The sequence below is a fragment of the Parasphingorhabdus sp. W113 genome, from assembly GCF_055693205.1.
In genome coordinates this window covers 173756-195776 of sequence record NZ_CM146328.1, presented here as the reverse complement: position 1 = coordinate 195776, position 22021 = coordinate 173756, and the positions used below count along the sequence as shown (strand labels likewise).

General features: G+C 54.1%; 13 protein-coding genes and 1 tRNA gene. 6 read left to right on the top strand and 8 right to left on the bottom strand.

Annotated features, from left to right (window positions below; genetic code table 11):
* Positions 1 to 49 precede the first annotated feature (49 nt).
* The 4 genes from ACZ1GS_RS00830 (at position 50) to ACZ1GS_RS00815 (ending at position 6297) form a co-directional block, all read left to right on the top strand.
* On the top strand, positions 50 to 325 hold the full coding sequence (locus tag ACZ1GS_RS00830) for a GlsB/YeaQ/YmgE family stress response membrane protein (protein WP_472696613.1): 276 nt from the start codon (positions 50 to 52) through the stop codon (positions 323 to 325).
* Positions 326 to 593: 268 nt separating this feature from the next.
* The gene (locus ACZ1GS_RS00825) at positions 594 to 1823 is read left to right on the top strand and encodes an efflux RND transporter periplasmic adaptor subunit (RefSeq protein WP_472696612.1); all 1230 of its coding nucleotides are present in this window, start codon (positions 594 to 596) and stop codon (positions 1821 to 1823) included.
* An 11-nt stretch (positions 1824 to 1834) separates the two neighbouring features.
* A complete protein-coding gene (locus ACZ1GS_RS00820; RefSeq protein ID WP_472696611.1) occupies positions 1835 to 4996 on the top strand; it encodes an efflux RND transporter permease subunit in 3162 nt (1053 codons plus the stop codon).
* A 95-nt stretch (positions 4997 to 5091) separates the two neighbouring features.
* Complete coding sequence (locus ACZ1GS_RS00815; RefSeq protein ID WP_472698044.1) at positions 5092 to 6297, top strand: DUF445 domain-containing protein; 1206 nt, start codon at positions 5092 to 5094, stop codon at positions 6295 to 6297.
* A gap of 28 nt (positions 6298 to 6325) precedes the next feature.
* Here ACZ1GS_RS00815 and ACZ1GS_RS00810 read toward each other — a convergent pair whose 3' ends face one another.
* Both ACZ1GS_RS00810 and ACZ1GS_RS00805 read right to left on the bottom strand, forming a co-directional pair.
* Entirely contained in the window at positions 6326 to 11008 is a 4683-nt protein-coding gene (locus tag ACZ1GS_RS00810; protein WP_472696610.1) for an NAD-glutamate dehydrogenase, read from the bottom strand.
* Between the two features lie 194 nt (positions 11009 to 11202).
* Entirely contained in the window at positions 11203 to 12597 is a 1395-nt protein-coding gene (locus ACZ1GS_RS00805) for a PAS domain-containing protein (RefSeq protein ID WP_472696609.1), read from the bottom strand.
* 210 nt (positions 12598 to 12807) lie between these two features.
* Here ACZ1GS_RS00805 and ACZ1GS_RS00800 point away from each other — a divergent pair.
* Positions 12808 to 12883, top strand: a tRNA-Thr gene (locus ACZ1GS_RS00800).
* Positions 12884 to 13048: 165 nt separating this feature from the next.
* The gene (locus tag ACZ1GS_RS00795) at positions 13049 to 14278 is read left to right on the top strand and encodes a tyrosine-type recombinase/integrase (protein WP_472696608.1); all 1230 of its coding nucleotides are present in this window, start codon (positions 13049 to 13051) and stop codon (positions 14276 to 14278) included.
* A gap of 857 nt (positions 14279 to 15135) precedes the next feature.
* Here ACZ1GS_RS00795 and ACZ1GS_RS00790 read toward each other — a convergent pair.
* The 6 genes from ACZ1GS_RS00790 to ACZ1GS_RS00765 form a co-directional block, all read right to left on the bottom strand.
* A complete protein-coding gene (locus ACZ1GS_RS00790; protein WP_472696607.1) occupies positions 15136 to 15480 on the bottom strand; it encodes a single-stranded DNA-binding protein in 345 nt (114 codons plus the stop codon).
* A gap of 526 nt (positions 15481 to 16006) precedes the next feature.
* Positions 16007 to 17041 (bottom strand): radical SAM/SPASM domain-containing protein, encoded by a 1035-nt coding sequence (locus ACZ1GS_RS00785; protein ID WP_472696606.1) that lies wholly within the window; start codon positions 17039 to 17041, stop codon positions 16007 to 16009.
* Positions 17042 to 17047: 6 nt separating this feature from the next.
* The gene (locus ACZ1GS_RS00780) at positions 17048 to 17446 is read right to left on the bottom strand and encodes a hypothetical protein (protein WP_472696605.1); all 399 of its coding nucleotides are present in this window, start codon (positions 17444 to 17446) and stop codon (positions 17048 to 17050) included.
* Positions 17430 to 17810, bottom strand: a complete 381-nt coding sequence (locus ACZ1GS_RS00775; protein WP_472696604.1) for a hypothetical protein — start codon at positions 17808 to 17810, stop codon at positions 17430 to 17432. Before ACZ1GS_RS00775 ends, ACZ1GS_RS00780 begins: the two co-directional genes overlap by 17 nt.
* A complete protein-coding gene (locus ACZ1GS_RS00770; RefSeq protein WP_472696603.1) occupies positions 17807 to 20392 on the bottom strand; it encodes an SMEK domain-containing protein in 2586 nt (861 codons plus the stop codon). The genes ACZ1GS_RS00775 and ACZ1GS_RS00770 overlap by 4 nt, the downstream gene beginning before the upstream one ends.
* A 798-nt stretch (positions 20393 to 21190) precedes the next feature.
* Positions 21191 to 21910 (bottom strand): Coq4 family protein, encoded by a 720-nt coding sequence (locus tag ACZ1GS_RS00765; protein ID WP_472696602.1) that lies wholly within the window; start codon positions 21908 to 21910, stop codon positions 21191 to 21193.
* Between the last annotated feature and the right edge of the window lie 111 nt (positions 21911 to 22021).

Here is a 22021-nt window from a genome sequence, read left to right as displayed (position 1 = left end):
GGGCGGCATAGCCGGGGATCCGGCCAGTATAGTGTATCAGGAGGATAATATGATCAATTTCATCATCGCACTCGTCATGGGTGGAATCATCGGATGGCTCGCCAGCATGGTGATGGGCCGGGACGCGTCCATGGGCATTTTCTGGAATATCGTCGTCGGCTGCGTCGGATCGATGCTCGGCGGCTGGCTGTTCAGCTTTCTCACCGGTGGCACATCGAATCTTCGCGACGCGCCGTTCAGCCCGATGACCTTGCTCGTCGCCTTTGGTGGCGCGGTTGTCCTTTTGGGCATCGTCAATCTGATCAAGCGCGGGCGTATTCGCTAAGCGCTGAGCCGACAGGCTCTGACCCAAAAATTTGAACCCGGTCCGCCGCGCGGGCCGGGTTTTTTGTGGCAATTCGGACTTTTCGCGCGCGCGCGCTGACGCTATCGCCTAATCCACAAGGAGCGAGCCCAAATGTAAGGGCTTGTCGTGAGTGATTTATTGATATAACACAGTGCCATTGAAAACTACGGCTTTCCCCTGATTTGGTTGAATAATTGGTATATTGCTCGACGAAAATACGGTATGGGCCGGGCGGAAGAGAGCGCGTATGAATTATGAATCGACCATTTCCGGAGACGATGTCGACGGTTCGTCATTAAGTGACAGTGAGGAACAGGGACGCAACAAGCGCCGGCTGATCATCGCTGCTGCCGTGGCCATTGTCGTGATATTGGCTTTCATTGCCTATCAGTTTCTGCCGGGTGGCGGCGAAGGGGCTGCCGCAGAAGCGGCGGAAGAAGGCGGGCAGGCGCCAGCCGTGACCGTTATCATTCCGGGCAGACAAAATGTCGCCCGCACGATCAATTCGACCGGAACTCTGGCTGCGCGCCGGGAAATTCCTGTCGGCGTGGTCGGTGAAGGCGGACGCGTCACGCGCGTGCATGTCGAGGCCGGCGACTGGGTCAAGCCCGGACAGATCATGGCGAGCATCGATCGCTCGGTACAGAATCAGCAAGTGGCGCGGCTTGAAGCTTCGGTGTCCGCCGCGCAGGCCAACCTCAATCTGGCGCAGACCAACCTTGATCGGTCGCTGCAACTGGTTGAGCGGGGCTTTATCTCAAAGGCCGATATTGACCGTCTGACCGCGACCCGCGATTCGAGCGCCGCGCAATTGCGCGTATCCCAGGCCCAGCTGGGCGAAGCGCGCGCGCGCAACCGGTTCCTCAACATCATTGCGCCCAAAGGCGGCCTGGTGCTCGAGCGCGATGTCGAAGTTGGCCAGACGGTCAGCGCAGGCAGCGGCGTGCTGTTCCGGATCGCGCAAAATGGCGAGATGGAACTTCAGGCGCAGTTGAGCGAGAGCGATCTGGCGCAAGTGTCGGTGGGCACATCCACCGAAGTCATCCCGGTTGGGACCAGCCGCGTACTCGATGGCCAGATCTGGCAGATTTCACCGATGATTGATGCGCAATCCCGTCAGGGCATTGCCAAAATAGCCCTCGCCTATGACCGCGCCTTGCGGCCCGGCGGATTTGCCAGCACGCGGATCAGGAGCGGCAGCTCCGAAGCAGCCGTGCTGCCTGAATCCGCTGTTCAAAGCGACAGTCAGGGCAGTTTTGTCTACGTGGTCGGCAAGGACAACAAGGTTGAGCGCCGTGATGTAGAAATTGGTTCGGTGTCGTCCGCTGGCCTGTCCATCAGCTCGGGCATTGAGGGCAATGAACGGGTTGTGTTGCGGGCAGGCGGTTTCCTGAACCCCGGACAAACGGTCAATCCGACGGTGGAGAAGGGCAGCGCACCCAAAGCCAGCCCGACCGAGACCGAAGAGGCGGCGTGAAAGAGTAAATCATGAATCTCCGCAATATCTCTGCCTGGTCCACCCGCAATCCCGTTATTCCGCTGGTGTTGTTCACAGCCCTGTTGCTGGCTGGCCTGCTCAGCTTCAACCGGATGGACGTGGTCAACAATCCCGACGTCGAATTTCCGGCGGTCCGGGTTGTGATTTCTCAACCAGGCGCCGCGCCAACCGAAATCGAGAATCAGATCACCCAGCGCATTGAAGCTGCGGTCCGCTCGATCAGCGGGGTGAAGAATATCAGCTCCACCGCGAGTGAAGGCAGCAGCCGGACCTTTGTCGAGTTTGAAATTGGAGCCGACGTCAATGACGCGGTCAACGAAGTCAAGAATTCGGTCGATCAGGCCCGCGGCTCTTTGCCCGACGGCATTTTGGAACCGCAGATTTCCAAGGTCGATGCGGTCGGTGGGCCGATTGCCTATTTTGCCGTAAAAGCCGACGATATGACGGTCGAGCAGCTGAGCTGGTTCGTCGACGATACGGTCGCGAAACGGTTGCTGACGGTTCAGGGCATGGCCGAAGTTGATCGCTTTGGCGGCGTTGACCGCGAGATCCGCGTGATCTTGCAGCCGGCCCGGATGCAGGCGCTCGGTGTGACGGCCAATCAAATCAACACCGTCTTGCGGCAGGTGAATATCAACGCTGCTGGCGGACGCGCAGAAGTGGGCGGTACGCGGCAATCGGTACGTGTCCTTGGCAATGCCGAAGATGCCTATGCGCTGTCCCAGACCCAGATATCGCTCGGCAATGGCCAGACGATCAAGCTGGCCGATGTTGCGGACGTCAAGGATTCCTTTGGCGAGCGCAGTTCGATCAGCAAGGTGCGCGGCGTCGAAGTGGTGAACTTCTCGATGACCCGCGCCCGCGGCGCATCCGACGTGACGGTTTACGACACCGCTGTCGAGATCATGGATCAGATCGAGGCAGAAAATCCCGGCGTCGAGTTTATCCGGCTTGGCAGCAGCGTGGACTATACCAAGACACAATATAAGAGCTCGATGGCCGCGATGGTCGAGGGCGCGCTGCTGGCGGTTGTCGTCGTCTTCTTGTTCCTGCGCGACTGGCGTGCGACACTGATTTCGGCGATTGCCATTCCGCTGTCCGCCATTCCGACCTTCTGGTTCATGGACCTGATGGGGTTCAACCTGAACTTCCTGTCCCTGCTCGCGCTGGGTCTCGTCGCCGGGGTGCTGGTTGATGATGCGATTGTGGAGATCGAGAATATCGTGCGCCATATGCGCATGGGCAAATCCGCCTATCAGGCATCAATTGACGCCGCTGATGAAATCGGCCTGGCGGTGGTCGCAACCTCTTTCTGTATCGTGGCGGTTTTCCTGCCGGTCGGGCTGATGCCCGGCATTTCCGGTCAGTTCTTCAAGAATTTTGGCATTACCGTCGTGATTTCGGTGCTAATGAGTCTCGCCGTTGCGCGTATGATTACACCGATGGTGGCTGCTTATTTCCTGAAATCCAAAGGCCACGCCGAACATGGTGAAGGCAAATGGATGGACCGCTATATGGTCCTGCTCGAATGGTGCCTCGATCAGACCGCGGCAAAGAAATATGCTGAAGGCGGAGGACGCGGACGGCGCTTTGTTGCCAAATTCCTGGATCACCGCATCTGGCTGATGGGCATTGGCTTGCTGGCCTTCGGCATCACAATTGTGTTGTTTGCGATCACGCCAGCCCAGTTCCAGCCGACGATCAACGAGGATTCCAGCCGCGTCCAGATTGAAGTGGTTCCCGGAACCACCCTGCAGCAGACCGAGAAAATTGCCGATCAGGTTTCGGAGCTGATGTACCAGCAACCCGAAGTCGACCGGGCACTCACCCGCGTGCGCGAAACCAACGCGACCGTCTTTGTGAACTTCAAGGAGGAGCGCGAAAAAACGTCGATCGAATTTGAACGCAGCATGGCGCCCCTGCTGCAGAAAATCCCTGACGCCCGGATTTCGTTCCAGTCGCAAAGCGGCGGCGGCGGAACCGGACGGGACATTTCGATCATGCTGACCGGCTCGGACCCGGCGCTGCTCGATGACACCGCGCTGCAACTGGTCGAACAGATGAAGGGCATCAATTTGATCACCGCGCCGCGGATCGCATCCGATCTCAGTCGCCCGGAAATCCTCATCACGCCATATGGCGACCTCGCGTCCAAACTGGGCGTCACCACGGCCGCGCTCAGCCAGACGATCCGCATCGCGACGCTGGGTGAAATCGATCAAAATGCAGCCAAATTCTCGCTGTCTGACCGGCAAATTCCGATCCGGGTCATGCTGCCGGAAGAATCGCGCACCGATCTGACAACCATTGAAAACCTGCCGATCCCGACTTCCAGTGGCGGTACGGTTCCGCTAAGCCGCGTCGCCAAGGTCAGCTTTGGGTCCGGTCCGACCACGATTCAACGCTATAACCAGAACCGCCGGACTTTTGTCGGTGCCGACCTCGCTCCTGACGTGATCAAAGGCGAGGCGATGAAGGCCATTAACAATCTGCCGATCATGAAAAATCTGCCTACTGGCGTTTCCAATGCGCCATTTGGCGAGGACGAATGGCAGCAGGAATTGGCGGTCAACTTCATCGTTGCACTGATTTCGGGTATCCTGCTGGTCTTCGCGACACTGGTGCTGCTCTACAAGCGGCTGATGTCGCCACTGGTCAATATGGGTTCGCTGGCGCTGGCGCCTCTGGGCGGTATTTTCCTGGTCTGGGTGGTCGGTCAACCGCTTTCGATGCCGGTGCTGATCGGCGTGCTGATGCTGCTTGGTATCGTCAGTAAAAACTCGATCCTGCTGATCGACTTCGCGATCGAGGAAATGAAGAACGGCGTGCCGAAATTCGAAGCGATCATGGACGCCGGCCACAAGCGGGCCCAGCCGATCGTGATGACCACGGTGGCGATGACCGCCGGGATGGTGCCGACCGCGCTATCGCTGTCCGGTGATGGCGCCTGGCGCGCACCAATGGGCACGGTTGTGATCGGCGGCCTGATCGTCTCCACAATACTCACCCTGGTGATTGTGCCCGCCGGCTTCAGCCTGGCAGATGGCTTTGAACGCCGCGTCGGCCCATGGCTGCGGCAGCGCATGCTGACCTACAAGCCTGGTGATGATGCCGAAGACAAGGCCAGAAACGGGATTCAGCCAGCCGAGTGAAGAGGTTAGAATCCACAGCCATATCGACGCCTGCCGCTGACGCAGGGGTGCAGCCAAGCCATCTCGCCCCCGATCGCAACAATGCCGGCCGGGACATGAAGATCATCGCCACCGGGTTGCTGGTGTTCATGGCCATCGTCTATTTCACCGCCAAATCCTATGAAGAAATCCACCCGGCGCTTGGTTTTGTCCGCGCCTTTGCCGAAGCGGCGATGGTTGGCGGACTAGCCGACTGGTTCGCCGTCACCGCGCTGTTCCGGCATCCCATGGGTCTGCCGATCCCGCACACCGCAATCATTCCCCGCAACAAGGACCGGATCGGCGAAACGCTGGCGCATTTTCTGAAGAATAACTTCCTGATCTCGCGAATTGTCGCCCAGCGCATGTATGGCGTCGACTTTGCCGGCGGGGTCGGGCGGTTTCTCAAGGCGCCAAGCGGCGGTGAAGGGCGGCTGCGGACCGGGGCGTCGCGGGTGATCGGTGACATTATCGGATCGCTGGATCAGGAACGGCTCGGCAGCATGTTCAAGGGCGCGGTCAAGAAACAGGCGCGTGACCTCGATCTGGCGACACCCATGGGCCAGATACTCGAAGCCGTGATGGCCGAGAATCGCCATGGTCCGTTGATCGATTCCACCATCAAATGGGCTTACCGGACGCTCGATACCAACGAACATATTATCCGGACCATCGTCCACGACCGCGCCAATACGGTGATGCGCTGGACCGGTCTGGATGACCGGCTTGCCAATGAAGTGGTCGACGGCCTCTACAAGCTGCTGGCTGACATGGCCGCAGATCCGAACCATCCGGTGCGCGCCAAGACCGCCGAAAGCCTGGCCGAACTGGCCGAAGAACTGAAGAGCGATCCGGACCTGCGCCAGCGCGTGAATGAGTGGAAGCTCGAAATGATCGACAATCCGGCCATTGCCAACTGGATTGATGGCCTCTGGGAGACCGGCCGTGAAGCGCTGCTCAAGGCGTCGCGCGATCCGGAAGCCGCCATGGCCGGTCAATTTGGAGAGGCGCTGGTCCAATTGGGCAATAGTCTGCAGAAAGATCCGTTGCTCAACAAACAGCTCAATCGTTTCGCGCGCCGCGCGGTGACCGGTGTTGTTGCCAGCTATGGGGACAATATCGTCAAGCTCGTGTCGGACACGATCCGCAGTTGGGACGCCCAGACAATTACCGACCGGGTTGAAAATGCGGTCGGTCGCGATCTGCAATATATCCGCGTTAACGGCACGCTGGTCGGCGGGCTGGTCGGCGTGACCCTGCATACGCTCGGCTATTGGATATAGCCAAACCGCCGGACCGCTGCCGCTTCGTCTAGCGGGTCAGCAAGATCCGCGCCTGCCCGGCAATTTGGGCGAGCATCGCTATCGAAGGCCGGGGTGACAGATGCGCCCGATCGACAATCTTGCGGAACTGCCGCACGCGATCGGAATTTTTTTCCACCCAGGTCTCGAGAAACTGCGCCATATCCTCGCTGCGCGCGCGCCGGAGGAAATCTAGCCGCATCTGCTGGAAATCACGCGCCAGCCCCGCGACAAGCAAACGGTCCCACGGGTCTGACGGATTGATCCGCGTCGCCGTCATCTGCGCCCAGTCGAGGCCCAGCAAGCTTCCCAATTTGGTGAAGGCACCAGCCACTTCGATCGCGTCAATCTCCCGGATTTTCGCGAGAAAGGCGATGCCGGCAGCGCCATCATTCTTGTAAATATTGGCCATTTTCAGCGCAATCTCATTGGTTGCACCCGCTTCGACCAGAAGCCGCATCTGCTTGGTTGCTTCCAGTTGCCCTTCGTCGGTGATCAGCCGGTCGACATTGTCATCGAGCTGCTGAATGCCCGGCGTCAACATTTCGACGGCTTCATCAATCGCTCCGCCTGACAGGCCAATTCGCATCAGATCCGCCATGTGCGACCGCAACACATAGGCCAAGCGGTCGAACAGGACGAGGCGAATATCTTCGCCGATTTTCGCGTTTTCCAATGCGGTCCAAAGCTGATCGGCGTCGAACAGGCGCTCGGCCATGACGAAGGCCTTGGCCACTTCGCCGAGCGAACAGCCTTCTTCCTCTGCCAATTCAAATGGATCGATCAAACCGAGACGGTTGATCATCCGGTTGGCGAGTTTGGTGGCGATGATTTCCTTGCGCAGCTGGTGGTGCAGGATCGCGTCTTGATGCTTGCTGCGCATGCCGGATGGAAAGGCATCAAGCATTTCACTGTCGAGACCGGCATCGTCACTGAGGTCGCTATTCTCGATGGCCTCTTGCAACACCAGCTTGGCGGTGGAGATCAGCACCGCCAGTTCGGGCCGGTCAAGACCGCGTTCCTCCTGGGCCCGGCGCATCAGGTCCTCGTTGCTGGCGAGCCCTTCCACAGCGCGATTCAAATGCCCCTGGTCCTCGAACTGTTCGATCAGATGGACATAGGACGGCAATGTCTTCTTGCCGCCGCTTTCGGCGATCGAGAGGCCGAGCGCCTGCAGCCGATTGTCTTCGAGAACCAGCGCCCCGACTTCGTCGGTCATGGTTTCGAGCAAGCTGTTGCGGACAGCCGGCTTCAGTTTTCCGGCCGCCATCGCGGCGTTCAACGCGATCTTGATATTGACCTCGTTATCCGAGCAATCGACACCCGCGCTGTTATCGATAAAGTCGGTGTTGATCCGCCCGCCCTGTCCGGCAAAGGCGATCCGGGCCGCCTGGGTAATCCCCAGATTGGCGCCCTCACCAATCACTTTGACGCGCAATTGCTCGGCGTTGATCCGGATCTGGTCATTGGCCGGATCGCCGACCTCGATATGATTTTCGCTCGCCGCCTTGATATAAGTGCCGATACCGCCAAACCACAGCAGGTCCGCCTGTTTCTTCAGGATCGCGCTGATCAGCTTGGACGGCGCGATATCTTCGCGGTCCGGCAAATCGAGCAGCTTGGCGATTTCCTTGTTCACCTTGATCGTCTTGGACTGGCGCGAGAACACCCCGCCCCCTTTGGATATCAGGTCTTTGTCATAGTCATCCCAGCTCGACCGCGGCAGCGCGAACAGACGATTGCGTTCCTTCCAGCTCGCCGCCGCATCGGGATTGGGATCGATGAATATATGACGGTGGTCAAAGGCGGCAACCAGCTGGATCGCTTTCGACAGCAGCATGCCATTGCCGAACACATCGCCGGACATGTCGCCGACACCGATCACGGTCACCGGGTCTTTTTGGACATCGACCCCCATTTCCGCGAAATGCCGCTGCACCGAAACCCAGGCCCCGCGCGCGGTAATGCCCATGGCCTTGTGATCATAACCATTGCTACCGCCACTGGCGAAGGCGTCGCCCAGCCAGAAGTCCGATTCCACCGCAATCTTGTTGGCGATGTCGGAGAAGCTTGCGGTACCCTTGTCGGCGGCGACAACGAAATAGGGATCATCCTCATCGCGGCGCACGACTTTGCTTGGCGGGATGACCTCTCCGTCCTTGATATTGTCGGTTATCGACAAGAGCGAGCGGATGAATATCTCGTAAGAGGCAACGCCCTCGGCCAGGAAAGCATCCCGGTCATCCGGCGGCGGCAATTGCTTGGCGTAGAAACCGCCTTTGGCACCGGTCGGCACGATGACGGCATTTTTCACGCGCTGCGCTTTCATCAGGCCCAATATTTCGGTGCGGAAATCGTCGCGCCGATCGGACCAGCGCAAACCACCCCGGGCGACCGGACCCGCGCGCAAGTGGATTCCTTCCACTCGCGGACTGTAAACAAAGATTTCACGCCACGGCACGGGTGCTGGCAGGTCCGGAATCTGTGCGCTTTCAATTTTGAAGGCGAGCGCTGTATCGGCGTGCGATGCAAATGCGTTGGTGCGCAAGATCGAGCTGATCACAGCGCGGAACAGCCGCAACAGGCGATCATCATCAATGCCGTGCACCTGAATCAGGCCGCGGTCGATATTCTTCATCGCCTGCGCTGCCGCAGCCGCACGATCACCCTTGAATTCCGGGTCGTGCCACGCTTCGAACAACGCAATCAAAGCCCGGGTTACGTCACTGGCCTCGGCCAGCGCCTCGACCACTGTGACAATCCCATAGGACAGACCGGTCTGACGCAGATAGCGAAACCAGGCGCGGATCCAAACCGTCGACTGGGCATCGATGCCGGTCGCGGTGATCAGTTGATTGAAACTGTCATTTTCCGAGCGCCCTTCGAGCACATCGGTGATCGCCGCTTCGATCTCAGTTGCCCGGGCGATCAGACCATCGCGCGATTCCGGATTGCGCAGCTGAAGCTGAAAGTCGTGAATATAGCCCAGCCGGCCATTGTCGAGCGGCGTGGGCATTTCCTCGAGCACGGTAAAACCGAAATTTTCCAGCGTCGGCACCGCATCGGACAACGGCAACACGCCGCCAAGATGGAATATCTTGAGACGCAGCAGATGCGGGGCATCGCTATCCAGCTTGTAAAGCCGGGTGGATTTCTGGCCGCCCCGTTCGAGCTGGAACAGCCGGGCAATATCAGACGCCGCTTCTTCGGCTCCATAGGTTGTCCGGTAGATGGTCGGGAAACAGTCCGCATAGCGCTGGGCCAAGATGGCAGCGCGGCTTTCAAAACCGGCCTCACCCAGATGCAATTCGACTTCCGGGCGCCAGCCACGGATCATGCTTTCCAGCTTGCGGTCGAGCACATCCGGATCGGGGATCTGACCATCCTTGCCCATGTCGAGCGTATAGCGTAGCGATGATATGCCACCCTCGCCCAGCGTGTTGGACCAGCTCAAAATCCTGGCACCGGTAGCATCGGTGAGCAGCGTTTCGATATTCTGCCGCCGTTCGGTGTTCAGCTGTTCGCGCGGCAGCCAGACAAAGGCGAAAAGATGCCGGTTGAGCGGCGACATGACGCTGTGCAATTTGGGCCGGGGCCGATCGATCAGCGACATCGAAATCAGTGACAGCCGCTCGAGATCATCCTGGCCAAATGTGATCAGCAGATCATGCGGCAAGGCGGTCAGCGCGTGAGTCAGGGATTTGCCCGCATGGCCGGCGGCAGCAAATTCGAACTTGTCGAACAGCTGGGTCATTTGCGAGCGCAGCACCGGCACTTTTTCGGGCGGCGCGGCCAGCGCAGCGCTGGTCCACAGGCCGGCCGTGATCGACAATCCGGTCACCTGGTCCTGTTCCCGCAGCGGGACCACGATCAGATCCATCAACACATGGCGATGGACGGTCGATATCTGATTGGATTTCAGAATCAACGGTGAATAACCACCGTTTTTGAACCATTTAAAGGCCCGATTCTGGCTTTCCCGAGACAGGATTGGTCGCTCACGCATCCGCGCAACGCCGAGCATGTCGGTCCGCTCACCTTTCGGGCCAAGGGTCTCATGCGCCAATAATGTGAAATTGCGATCGAGGAACCACCGCAACAGCGCCGTGCCTTCTCCTTCCGGCAAACGGTCAGCATCATCCCCGAGCGCGATCTGTAATTTCAGCCAATCCGTAACCGCCGCACAGACATCCTTGAGATTCTTGATCAATGCCTGTTCGAGAGCGCGTCGGACTTTGGCTTCCGTGCGCTCAAGTTCGATATAGATGATCGATTCCCGTTTTTCGCCATCCTCGGCATCGCTATGGATCGCCGTCAGCCGACCGTCTGAGTCGCGATTCACGCCAATAACCGGGTGGATCAGGCGCTCGATATCGAGTCCGAAACCGGCAATGGTTGCACAGACGGAATCGACCAGAAACGGCATGTCGTCATTCACGATAGCCAGGCGCATATAGCGGTGTCCGTTGGCACCACTGACGCTTTCCATCAGCAATTTGGGATCATTGTCCGGTCGCAGGGACCCGCAGTCGAGAGCGAATTCGACCGCCTTGGCGCATGCGTCCTTGTCAAAGCCGATATTCTCGCCCGGCAAGGCGCTGTCTTGAAAAGCATTGTTCAGATTTTTGCTGAGCGTGTTGTGCGCTGACGCATCGGACGTGCGAGCGGTTGTCTTGCTGCGGCTACCAGTCATGGATCCCCCAATAGAATCAGGCGGGCAAATTTCCGTCTATGACTATGGTATGGGACGAATGGCGGCGCGGCTCAAGGGCGTTCCGATAACAACCGGTGGTGACGCTCCAGATTCTTCATCCTCCGTGATATATTGGTTACATATGAAACCACTATATCACGCGTGTCAAGCAAGGCGACCGCAATGGATCGTCGTCAGATGCTGGTATGCTTGAGCGCCTTGTCGGTCAGCTTCTGGTCGCCGACAACCGGTCCAACGATCGCCAGACTGCCATTATCCTCACGCCGCGCAACGAGCACGACAAATTCAGCATCGCCTGTATCGATATCGGCGAGATCGCGACTTGGCGCGTTGCGCAGCCGGTTGAGAACGACATCGGCCTGGTCTTCAACCGGGGACACTCGGGTTTGGGATTTTCGCGCTTCGCGCTCGGCATAGACAATCGCCTTGAGCCCGCCATCATGCTTCTCGAGCAGATCGGCAAACGCACCCTTGGCAACGCCGGTCTGCTTCGCAAAGCGCAGCGCGGCGGCATATTCGGTCAGCCGGGTCTTGTCATATTGCGCTCCGAAAATAAGTTTCACAATCGGCGTCATCGGCGCGCGTTCCTGAGCCTTCATGCCCGAATCCTCGAGCAGGATCTGATAATCCTCCGGGTGGGCTTCGGTCATCAGGTAGAAATCATAGGCTTTGCCAATCGCTTCATAAAGCGCGGCACGGCTCCGCTGCTCGCAATGGGCCGCATTGTCGGCGCTGTTCCGCGCCGCAACCAGCCAATCGGCGAGCGGTGCATTTTCGTCCGGCAAATCGACGAAATCCTCGATTCGGGTAGCCCCGTCATCGACGCCATAATCATCGTCACCCGTCGCGTCCTGATCCGCGGGCTCCGCGACAAAATCGCTGTCGACGACAGCATCTGCGGTCAGCTCGAGCGGTTCCGCAATTGGACCATCGGCCCAGATCGGACCGGTTTCTGTCTTTTCGGGTGCCGATCGCATGGCCTGATAAACCTGATCTTCAAGATCCTGGGCAAAGGCGTCAACCGCCACTTCTTTCCAGTTGATCACACCATATATGAAATCGATCGTGTCATCATCGGTTGAAAAGGGCAGTAATATCCCGCGATACATGATTGTTGCGCCGCGCTGGTTGACAAATTCCGCTTCGAAACCAATCGGGGCCTGATTGGCGATAATCTGGAGATAATGGTCGGTAATGCGCGACAGCAAAGACCGGGCCGGCACTTCATCAATGGTGGTAATACCTTCGTCCAGACCACATTCTTCGCCCAGCGACTGACCAAGAAACTGGATGGTCGGGTTTTCGACGCCATTGGTGAAATCAAGCAATACGCTGTTCGGTCCGAAATCATCATCGGCTTCCGGGTTGAGATCTTCGACGCTCGGGAACTGGCGATCGCCCAGCAACCCGGCCCAGAAATTATAGGCGCGCACGTGCATCCGGCGCTCGTCCTGACCAATTGCTGGCGGTGGCTCTACGGCTTCGGCGTTATCTTCATAGGCGATATAGTCCGTTTCCGAACCGCTATCCGATCCCGTACTGCCGTCTGAATTGCGAAGATTTTCCATTCCAGGTCCCACTTTTTCTCACGTTTCAACACCGTTGTGCAGCGGATATGGTAAACATCTCGTAAAGATCGGCGGAAATTCTGCATCCAGCGCCGGATTTTCGGGCTGCGTGACCGAAAGCGCTGCGCAGGCTTGTCAGACCGCCAGCCTGCTGTTAAACGCCCGGTCGTTAAAGGAGTGTTGCACCGCAGGGCCAACAAATCCCTAACAGCCGCTTTAGCTCAGGTGGTAGAGCACATCATTCGTAATGATGGGGTCAGAGGTTCGAGTCCTCTAAGCGGCACCAGAACTCCATCCCAAAACATCCCGAAAGCCTTGCTTTTCAGCCATTTTTGGGCTAATACTACCTTTTGAATGTTCCTGCTTTGTCCCGCGTTATGCCCCCACATCCCACGCGTCTGGGGGCATGATTGGGGGCATGAAGCACCTAACAGAAAGGTCATGCCCCCAAATGTCTCTCAAAGCCGCACAAATTAGGGGGTTACAGCCATCCGATACCCCCTATCGCAGAAGCGATGAAAAAGGCTTGTATTTGGAAGTTTTTCCAAATGGATCAAAGCTTTGGAGGTATAAGTATCGCATCTTGGGGCGGGAGAAGCGGCTTGCGCTTGGCGCATGGCCCGAAGTTTCATTGGCCGAGGCACGAAAGAAACGTGACGATGCGCGCCTTTTGGTTCTGGAAGATATCGACCCTTTGGCAGAAAAGAAAAAGCGCAAGCGTGTGGCGCGGATCAATGCCAATAATAGTTTTGCCAGCGTAGCAGAAGATTTCCTGACGGTTCGCATGGTGAACAATGGCAGAGCAGAGCGAACGGTCAATAAGGCGCGTTGGTGCATTTCGCATCTTCTGCCAACAATAGGCAATCGGCCCATTGCCGATATTGAGCCAGCGGAGATATTGGAAGTTCTCAAAAAGATCGAACGGCGTGGCCACCGCGAAACGGCTCACAGAACACGTTCGGTTGCTAGCCGTGTCTTTCGTCATGGGGTTGCCTCAGCACTTTGTAAGACCGATCCTGCGGCCTTATTGGGTGAAGCACTGTCTGCACCAATAGTGAAGCACCATGCCGCAATATTGGAGCCGGAGAAATTGGGTCAGCTGTTACGCGATATCGAAAACTATGGCGGCAGTCCCATTGTCAAAATCGCTCTGAAGCTGCTCCCTCACATATATACTCGTCCGAGCGAAATGCGGCTTGGCCAATGGCAGGAGATTGATTGGGAGCAGTCGATTTGGAGCGTGCCTGCCAAACGAACAAAAATGCGCCGCGTACACGCAATTCCGCTATCCACACAGTCCGTTGGGCTTCTACGCAAACTGGAAGTACATAGCGGCGGATTTGACAACATGTTTCCAGGTCTCGGTTCCCATCTCAAAACCATGAGTGAGAATTCTATCAACCAGTCATTGCGGAGAATGGGCTATGGGCATGACGAGGTTACTGGACACGGATTCCGTTCCACCGCTTCAACCTTGCTCAATGAAAGCGGGAAGTGGCATCCTGACGCTATTGAGCGCTCTCTTGCTCACGGTGACAGCAACGCCATGAGAGGCATCTACAATCGTGGAAATTATTGGGATGAGCGCGTCGAGATGATGCAATGGTGGTCTGATTATCTAGATCAACTTCGCGACGGAGCGACAATACTCCGGCCTCGGTTCGGGCAAAGCGGCTCATAATTTCCTTCCCCGCTCATATCATTCATCAGTCGATTGTGTTTTTGGCTGGCATAAAACGCAGAGCCATATCTTAAGTATTACCTCTACGCGTTTTCAGTCTGCGCGTGTGCTAAAGGACGCGTTTCAGAAGCGCTATTTTCTAATTTCCTAGGGAATAAGAAGCTGGGTTCTGACTTCGACTGGCACTGCTGATGTAAATTGCCACACAAACATGAGCGGTTCAAAATTAAACTATATAATTAAATGAGTTACGCCGGTCCAATTTGGATGCAAATGGTGTTTTTGGGCTTGCTTTACATCCAAATAGGAATTGACACGCCCGAAATTTCGGCTTGAAACCCGCAGAGAACTAACGAAAACTACCCTGCGACCCCTCGCGTACGGTGTGCACTGATTTTGTCCACAGCTCGGCAGCCTTTTCCCGCTCATATTGTTCTCCGTTTTCTGACAGATTTGCGCACCATTGCGCACGGTCTTTTAGCCCAACGGGCGTTTGAGTTCCATAAAATATTGTCTGAAATATTGCACTTTTTTGCGCTCTGGCGACCAATTGGCCTTAATCGACAACAATGTTGCGGAAGCCAAATCGGGATAAGCGAAATCCAAAATGATGACTGGCCGGAGGTAAAGGTCTGTCAAATCTGATATCAGGATTTAATTCTATAGGATCGTCTTCTGGTAACAAATGGCCATTTTATTCATGCAAACTGCGGCGCGGTTTGATGGTGGAATACCAATGGAGAAATTGCCGTTTCGTATTTCCGAAACGACCGTTTTTATTTTTTGACTAATTGAACAAATGAAAGGCCCGGTAGCGGACGCTACCGGGCCTCGGAAAGTTGCAATGTCAGTTGCGATTAGTCGGGAGATTTAGCTTTCGCTTTGGACAGAAAATCAACCTTCTCGGCGATGATCTCGCAGCCGTAACGGGTGATGTCGTTTTGATCGGTCCACTTGGTGTAATGGATACGTCCCGTAACCATTATCATGGCTCCTTTGGTGACATGGTCTGCAACGCACTTTCCGATACCATTGAAGCAGGTAATCCGGTGCCATTCTGTTTCCTGCTGACGTTCGCCTTCGCTGTCCTTGAAGCTGCGTGTGGTGGCCAACGAGATGGTGGTAATCGTTGCATCTGACTTTGTTTCGCGAACCTCTGGATCGTTGCCTACGAAGCCGACGAGTGTGACTGAATTTTTCATGTTAAATTTCCTTTCGAAGCAATTTTGTTCGTCCAAGGGACCATCCCTTTGACTAAGCCCCGAAAGGTCCGGTTGGGGTCTGGACTGCACCGAATGAACATGAGGGAAACCCCGCTCGAAGGGGTGGTGCGGGCAGCATTGCATAGCAATGCAACACGGCCCTGAAGATGCGCGGGTTGCTGTCCAGGCATCATCCGGACAGGGGCGTGTTTATGTCGATGAAAGGGATGTCCTTTTGGATGACAAAAGTAAGTGAAAAGGGTTTAAGCGTCCGAAACTTGCAACTGTATCGACGGTTTTTTCCGAGAGCAGCTTTAACCAATAGTAATGTCGATGTGGCCGAAACAGGGCAAAAGACTGCCGCTTCGACTGACAGGGTACGTTGTCGTTTTGTGGGCCGAGGGCGGACAGTCCACTATTAAGGTATTCAAGTGGATAACTAGTCTTTGGCGGAGCGCACACGAAGGACCCGTTCGGCGATCTATGCGAATTGACTAATTGTGTTCGAAAGATCGATTGAGTTTGATTAGCGATTGCCGCAAACCACAAGATCATCAAAGATTGGGCAACCGTTCATACAGGTGGATCGATGTGAGCAACCCCCGCATCGATCAGACGCAAAGTAACTTCTGAATGACCCGACGTTTTCCGAGTTAATCCAAATGTCATGCAGGCTTGTGCCTTCGTCCAACAGGTCTCCATCAGCAAGCGCAGCTTGGAAAGAGCAAGGGTAGACTCGCATATCTTCGGAAACGTAAAGAGAAAACCGACCTGCGTCGCAAGCGTCGACAAGTGAAATGTTTGCATCCGTTCGAGCAAAAAGCCCGCTAACACAACAGGCGTCGAAGCCAACTTTTTGCTTTGCTTCGGGGGAGGTCGCGAGTGAGAAGAATTCGTCAAGCCTAGTACTATTTCTGAGCATCCGTTCCTCAAAAATTTTCCTCCCTGAAGGCTTGTAGTTCAGAAAAATGAGTGCGTTGACCGGACAGAGAAATTCTGGGGGAACCTTGAGCCATTCAATTGCAGTGTCGATACTGAAGGCGTCCAATATGAAATGCACATTTGTCTTAATACCTGACGCTGTCAGCATTTGAATGGCACTCGCAGCTTCGTCGAATGGCTCGTAGACAGACACCGCGACCGCTCCGCAGTACATTTTGGTTGCCTCGATAATTTCCTTGGTTAGGCCACGACCGTTGGTCGTATAGTTTGGAACGACTCCTTTCGAACGTGTGTACTCCAACATCTCAACGAAATCGGGATGCTGGTTGGGATTGCCACCACCGAGTGCGACTTGAAATGTACCCATTTCGGCGGCTTGGTCGATAACTGACCTATAGTCAGAAATTGACATATGTGATCCGCGCTTAGTCGAGGACTTGTAGCAAAACGTACAACCCATATCGCACCAGTTGGTAATCGATATATCCATCAACTCCGGACCGTGCGGAGACCAGAATGGCTCAGGTTTCCCATCGTCCGGCACTCGAGCGAAGAAGCCCGAGTCTTGATCAAAAAAGGAAGAGTAACCTAGGCTGCGGTATCTGTTCGCTTTCAGCATTTTTCCCTACCAGTAATTTGAATAAGCGTTGATGTGGAACTTGTCCGATTCAATCTCGAATATCGAAGTGCACATCATCATCTCAGGGAGATTGTTTTCACTGCTTAGCTTAGAAACTATTACCTTTTGGCCGTTAGATACGGCATTTTTCATTTTTTCGATGGTTTCCGCTGTAAATTCGTGACGCTCATCAAGGCCATCAATCTCCTCAACCGAACTAAGAGGGGTGCCTTCTTGGATCCGCGAGGAAAGCTCATAGAACATTTGGCTGAACAGCTCCGAAACTGGGCTGTCCGGGCTTACACCCGACGCTTTGAAGAAATCCTCTTTCTCAAGGTCACCTTCAGAAATATACACGAAGGAGGTTGATGAGCTGTTCGATACGAAATCAACTTTGACTTTCATTCTCGCCCTCCAAATCGTGGATGCACTTCATCACGTTTTCAAACTGGTTATCATCGTAGTTCTTATCTAGCGCGCTAGATAACCAAGTGCAAAGAAAGATGTTTTCCTTCTCAAGGTCATCATTACCCAAGACAATACCGTACCGGCCTTCAAGATAGCGTTCTAGGGTCCCGTATTCTACTGAATAGTACTGCTCGAATTCAAGCTTGGCGTTGATTGAATCGGAGAAGAGGCAGGCGAAGGCCCCCTCAAAAAACTGTGCTCCAATTCCTCCAGGTTCAATTTTTAGCCTCCCCAGAAAATCGTTCTCATTCGGTTGCCAAGACGTAGCGACTACGAGTTCGATTTCCTCCCAGCTTCTCATGCGGAAACGTTCCAAATTTCCGCCACGTTATTGACGATCACACTTGAACGAGAATTTGTGAGATAGTCGCGCTGTGCATGAAACTCCGCTTTAGACACCAGCGATGCAAATCGATTGCGGTTCGGTTCCAAAAACTCCCAATCAGCATAGCCAGAAATTTGAAGCATGAATGTGAGCAAGCCCATGTCCTTCGGTGGGAAGTTCTCCTCTACTCGCTCAAGGTATTCCGACACAATCCTACCTATCCTTCGTCGCCAGTCATTTTGCGAGTGCCAATGTCCGTCCGCGAAAATGGTCGCGAAAAAGGCGCGACAACCGTCGTCGTCCAGAGCGTTAATATGATCTACGAGAATGTTGATGTTTAGAATTTCAGTTGGAATTCTCCGATGGAACAGGAACGCCGCGATAACACGTACATCGTGGGCGTTCTTTTGGGCGCTCAGAATATCTTTAACCCTGTCTCTGTCTGTGTCATCCTGCATTTCGGGACTTATCAACTCGATGTTGTTCACGAAATGCTGAGCAAAATCAGGCTGCGCCTCGCAGAGTTGAACAAGGTTTGCCTTCCCGTACTTCCGGGCAAGTATGTAGGTGTAGCGAAAGACTCCTTCTCGAACCTGTAGTTCTGCCAACTTGGCTAATATCGAATCAACTTCATTGAGATCTTCTTCCGCCAAGTCGATCACGATGTAGTGGGCTAGGATGAAATCGCGCAGCTCGTCATAGGTGAACGAGATGTTCTGCTGACCAGCGGTTGCAAGTGAGGGTTCAGGCAGCTCGCTGCGAAGAATGATATCGTCGGCGATCAGCCTTTCAATTATTAACGCCTCAGACGAGTGAAAAGTGGACGTGCTTAGGTTGCTGAAACTCTCCAGCCGCAGCATTTCTGATACGACTTTATGAAGGACCGGGACGACCTGCGCGCTCAGGTGATCTTCAAACTCTCCGACCTTTCGAAGCAAGAAGCGTTCGAAGACGTCTCCCTTGTAGATCGTTGGGACAAAGCGCGCCATTGCACCTTCCTCGATCTCACAGAAAATGCGCAGCAGAAGCAGGTCATTGCGCAAAAAGTCCAACGCTTCCTGGCCGAGGGTCAGAGCGATTCTAAAGTAGTCGAAATACGCCTCAATCAGGCGATCCTTGTGTTTTTCTGACATCTCAGATCGGAGATTCTCCACATGGAATATCTGATCTGAGAAATCCTGTTGAAGCATCGACGCATACCGTTGATCGAAAAACTCGCTTCGACATGTGATGACCGCTTTGATGTGGTCATACTGTGCGACAGAACCCAAAAAACCATTGATTTGCTTAGAAAATTCCGAAAATTCCGAAACTTCATTTATGCCGTCAACGACAATGATGAACGGCATACCGTTCTCTTTAGCGACTTCATCGAATAACTTGAGGAGCCCATGGAGGTTTTGGGCGTCTGGAGCATACCGATTGTTGGCAATGAAATCAAAAATTCGCGCTGGGCCTGCGTAGCCATTCAGCTCACGCGCTGGAATGAAGATCGAGGGAATCTGAAACTTGCGAAACATGTTTTCAATTAGATCACAGACGAAGTTGGTCTTGCCCTGACCAGCCATTCCTGTGAGAAGAAGGAACTTCTTTCGACCCAAATCGATGAACTCCAGGAGGTCGTCTAATCGACGATTAAAGCCATATGCGCGGCTCTCGACCGGATACCTCCAAATCCGACTATAAGCATCAGCGTCCTCCGTAGGCTCATACCTCTCCGCGGAGCCCCGATCCATGCTCATTGGTGCGATCTTGGATCGCAATGCTTGCAGCGCCTTTGCTTCGCTCTGAAGTGCTTCGGACAGTTTATCCAAGTTTGTGGGGTTGGAAGCAAGAGTGGCTATCTTAGGCAACTCTTCGACTGGCTCTTGCTTAGCAAGGCGTAGCAAATTGTTCAGCTCTTCCAGCTTCAGGTCCGAAAGTTTCTCCGTTATCTTTCTGTGAAAGAAGAGCGGATGCGCGAAGAATCTCGCCTGCTCTTTGACTGAACTTGTCTCGATGAAAATCGACGGAATATACTTCTTCGACTTCTTCTCAAATTCGATTTTCGACTGAGCAACGGTGAGGAAGTTTTCTAGCTCGTCGCGGAATGATAGGCTGGCGTCCTGTTTCGCAAATTCGTTTGTCAGGATTTCAGCGATCGATTGGATCTTCTCGCTTTCCAGCGAGCCCAACCTTGCAGCAAGGTCCCTGTAGTCAATTATGTGGTCTTCAGGTTCAAAGGTTATGGGGAGTTCAGCAATTTTCTCTTTCAACTTTTTTGAGCTGTAACCGCTTTGTTTCTCCGTCAGAACCAGTACGTAAACCGTGTCGAAACGATCGTTCAGCTTGTACTTTTTGAACAGCTCGAGCGTCTTTATGATTTTTCCGCTAGATGCCTCCGAGGTCACTTGAATTGAGACTCTCGAGGCATCACATCCCAAATCGACCGCAGGAAAATTGTACGTTATCAGGTTCTGATTTTGTAGTTCCTGACAATCGAATAAGATGGACAGAATCGGAACGTAAAAGTCTTCTGCCACCCGATTGATATCGAACAATCCCGCTGCGTTCTTCACTTTGATCTCGTGCGCCAACCTGCCCAAGAGGCTGCTAGACTTTGTCAGATTGTCCTCGCGATTCATAAAAAATCGATGCCCCTCAATGGTGTAAGACACTCAACCATCGTTTTTAGGCAGGTATATAAAATGCACAAGAAGCTTTAGTAAGCTTTCTCATGATGATTTTCGTTATTATTTCGATCCAATGCGAAAATGAAATACCGAATTGTTCTGGAGCTGAAGAACCTGAAAAGATCTCTCGACTGTCTGCTTTGTGGTACTGAAAACTCAGTTTGGAATGACCGAAACTGGGGCGCAATTCAGACAGGCGGCAATTGGGCCGATTGCGGACTGTCCGGTGCTGCCTGCTTTGGGCGCAAAAGCGGACATCAAAAATCGATGGTTTTCAAATAATTCTGAATAGACAGGCCAAACAAATACTTAAAAGCCTTGCATGCCAAAATTCAAGGTGGTTGGCCTTTCTTTTGCGACTGTCACCGTAGCGCGCAAATACTGGATCATCTTTTGCTCTAGATTCATCACTAGGAGTCGACTTGAGCCTAAAGCTGTAAGTCGCTGTTTTTGCAGTTCGACTTAATAATTCTGCACCAGCATATCTTTACGACTGGATGCCGGTTCTGGAGGGGCGGCGAACAACGGATTCAATGCCTGGAATCTTAAACCAGCAAGTTATGGTGGGATACTAAAAGTTATGGTGGGATACTAAAATGGCCAATTCAAATCCAAAACTGTGGAAGCAGGAATTACGCAGTCGTTTTCTGGATAAGCGCCACTATTTGGACCAACAATATAATATCAAGCGGCTTTGGCGATTTGGCGCAGGCCCATTTCTGACTGAAGATTTGAAAGCGGTTCTTCCAATCGCTCTTCCCATTTCTCAAAATTTATGTTGTTCGAATTACGACCATAATACCAGCCGTCCACAAAGGCATCCATCGATGGGGTTACGCCTTTCGGTGCAACGAACGCGGTATGTGCCATGGTCACAGCAAGACGAATGGCGTGATAAGGGCTTCGCATCTGAGAGAGATAATATGACGCCAGTGCAAGCTCTCCCAAAACGGTAGCACCATAACCGGTGAGAACATGCATAAAGTCGTGCAACTGTGTACCGCGGATCGACATATATGCCATCTCTTCCGGCATACGTTTCAGCTTGCCGGAGGCTTTGAGATCATTGAGATATGCGCGAGAATCGACGGCAAAATTCTGAAGCAGATCATTGTCTACAACGAAGTCACGATAGGCTGCACCCAGTGTGCCTGGCGCATAGTCTTTCAAACCCTCGACAGTCATCGGTTCAGCAATATATCGCTCTTTGAGGAATTCGGCCGCGCCAGGGATGGCATGAAATTCTTCCATATAAGCATCCACAGCTTCCGGTGTAGCCACTTCCCACCAATCGTTGATAAGGTGATAAACGCCGTAATCTAGAGGGCGATCAACGGCGACCAAGAATTTTTCAGCAAATTCACGATCGAGAATGGGTGGTTTACCAGTGATTGCATTGGCCATAAGTATTTCCTTCATTTTGGCTGATTGAGCAAGGGTTTAGAACTGAATGAACGCAGACATCAATTTCGCAGAAGCTTTTTGTAAGCTACTATATCCAACTCCTGTTCATTC

Coding starts and splice junctions, on each gene's coding strand:
- ACZ1GS_RS00830 (WP_472696613.1), top strand. CDS start 50: ATGATCAATTTCATCATCGCACTCGTCATGGGTGGAATCATCGGATGG.
- ACZ1GS_RS00825 (WP_472696612.1), top strand. CDS start 594: ATGAATTATGAATCGACCATTTCCGGAGACGATGTCGACGGTTCGTCA.
- ACZ1GS_RS00820 (WP_472696611.1), top strand. CDS start 1,835: ATGAATCTCCGCAATATCTCTGCCTGGTCCACCCGCAATCCCGTTATT.
- ACZ1GS_RS00815 (WP_472698044.1), top strand. CDS start 5,092: ATGAAGATCATCGCCACCGGGTTGCTGGTGTTCATGGCCATCGTCTAT.
- ACZ1GS_RS00810 (WP_472696610.1), bottom strand. CDS start 11,008: ATGACTGGTAGCCGCAGCAAGACAACCGCTCGCACGTCCGATGCGTCA.
- ACZ1GS_RS00805 (WP_472696609.1), bottom strand. CDS start 12,597: ATGGAAAATCTTCGCAATTCAGACGGCAGTACGGGATCGGATAGCGGT.
- ACZ1GS_RS00795 (WP_472696608.1), top strand. CDS start 13,049: ATGTCTCTCAAAGCCGCACAAATTAGGGGGTTACAGCCATCCGATACC.
- ACZ1GS_RS00790 (WP_472696607.1), bottom strand. CDS start 15,480: ATGAAAAATTCAGTCACACTCGTCGGCTTCGTAGGCAACGATCCAGAG.
- ACZ1GS_RS00785 (WP_472696606.1), bottom strand. CDS start 17,041: ATGCTGAAAGCGAACAGATACCGCAGCCTAGGTTACTCTTCCTTTTTT.
- ACZ1GS_RS00780 (WP_472696605.1), bottom strand. CDS start 17,446: ATGAAAGTCAAAGTTGATTTCGTATCGAACAGCTCATCAACCTCCTTC.
- ACZ1GS_RS00775 (WP_472696604.1), bottom strand. CDS start 17,810: ATGAGAAGCTGGGAGGAAATCGAACTCGTAGTCGCTACGTCTTGGCAA.
- ACZ1GS_RS00765 (WP_472696602.1), bottom strand. CDS start 21,910: ATGGCCAATGCAATCACTGGTAAACCACCCATTCTCGATCGTGAATTT.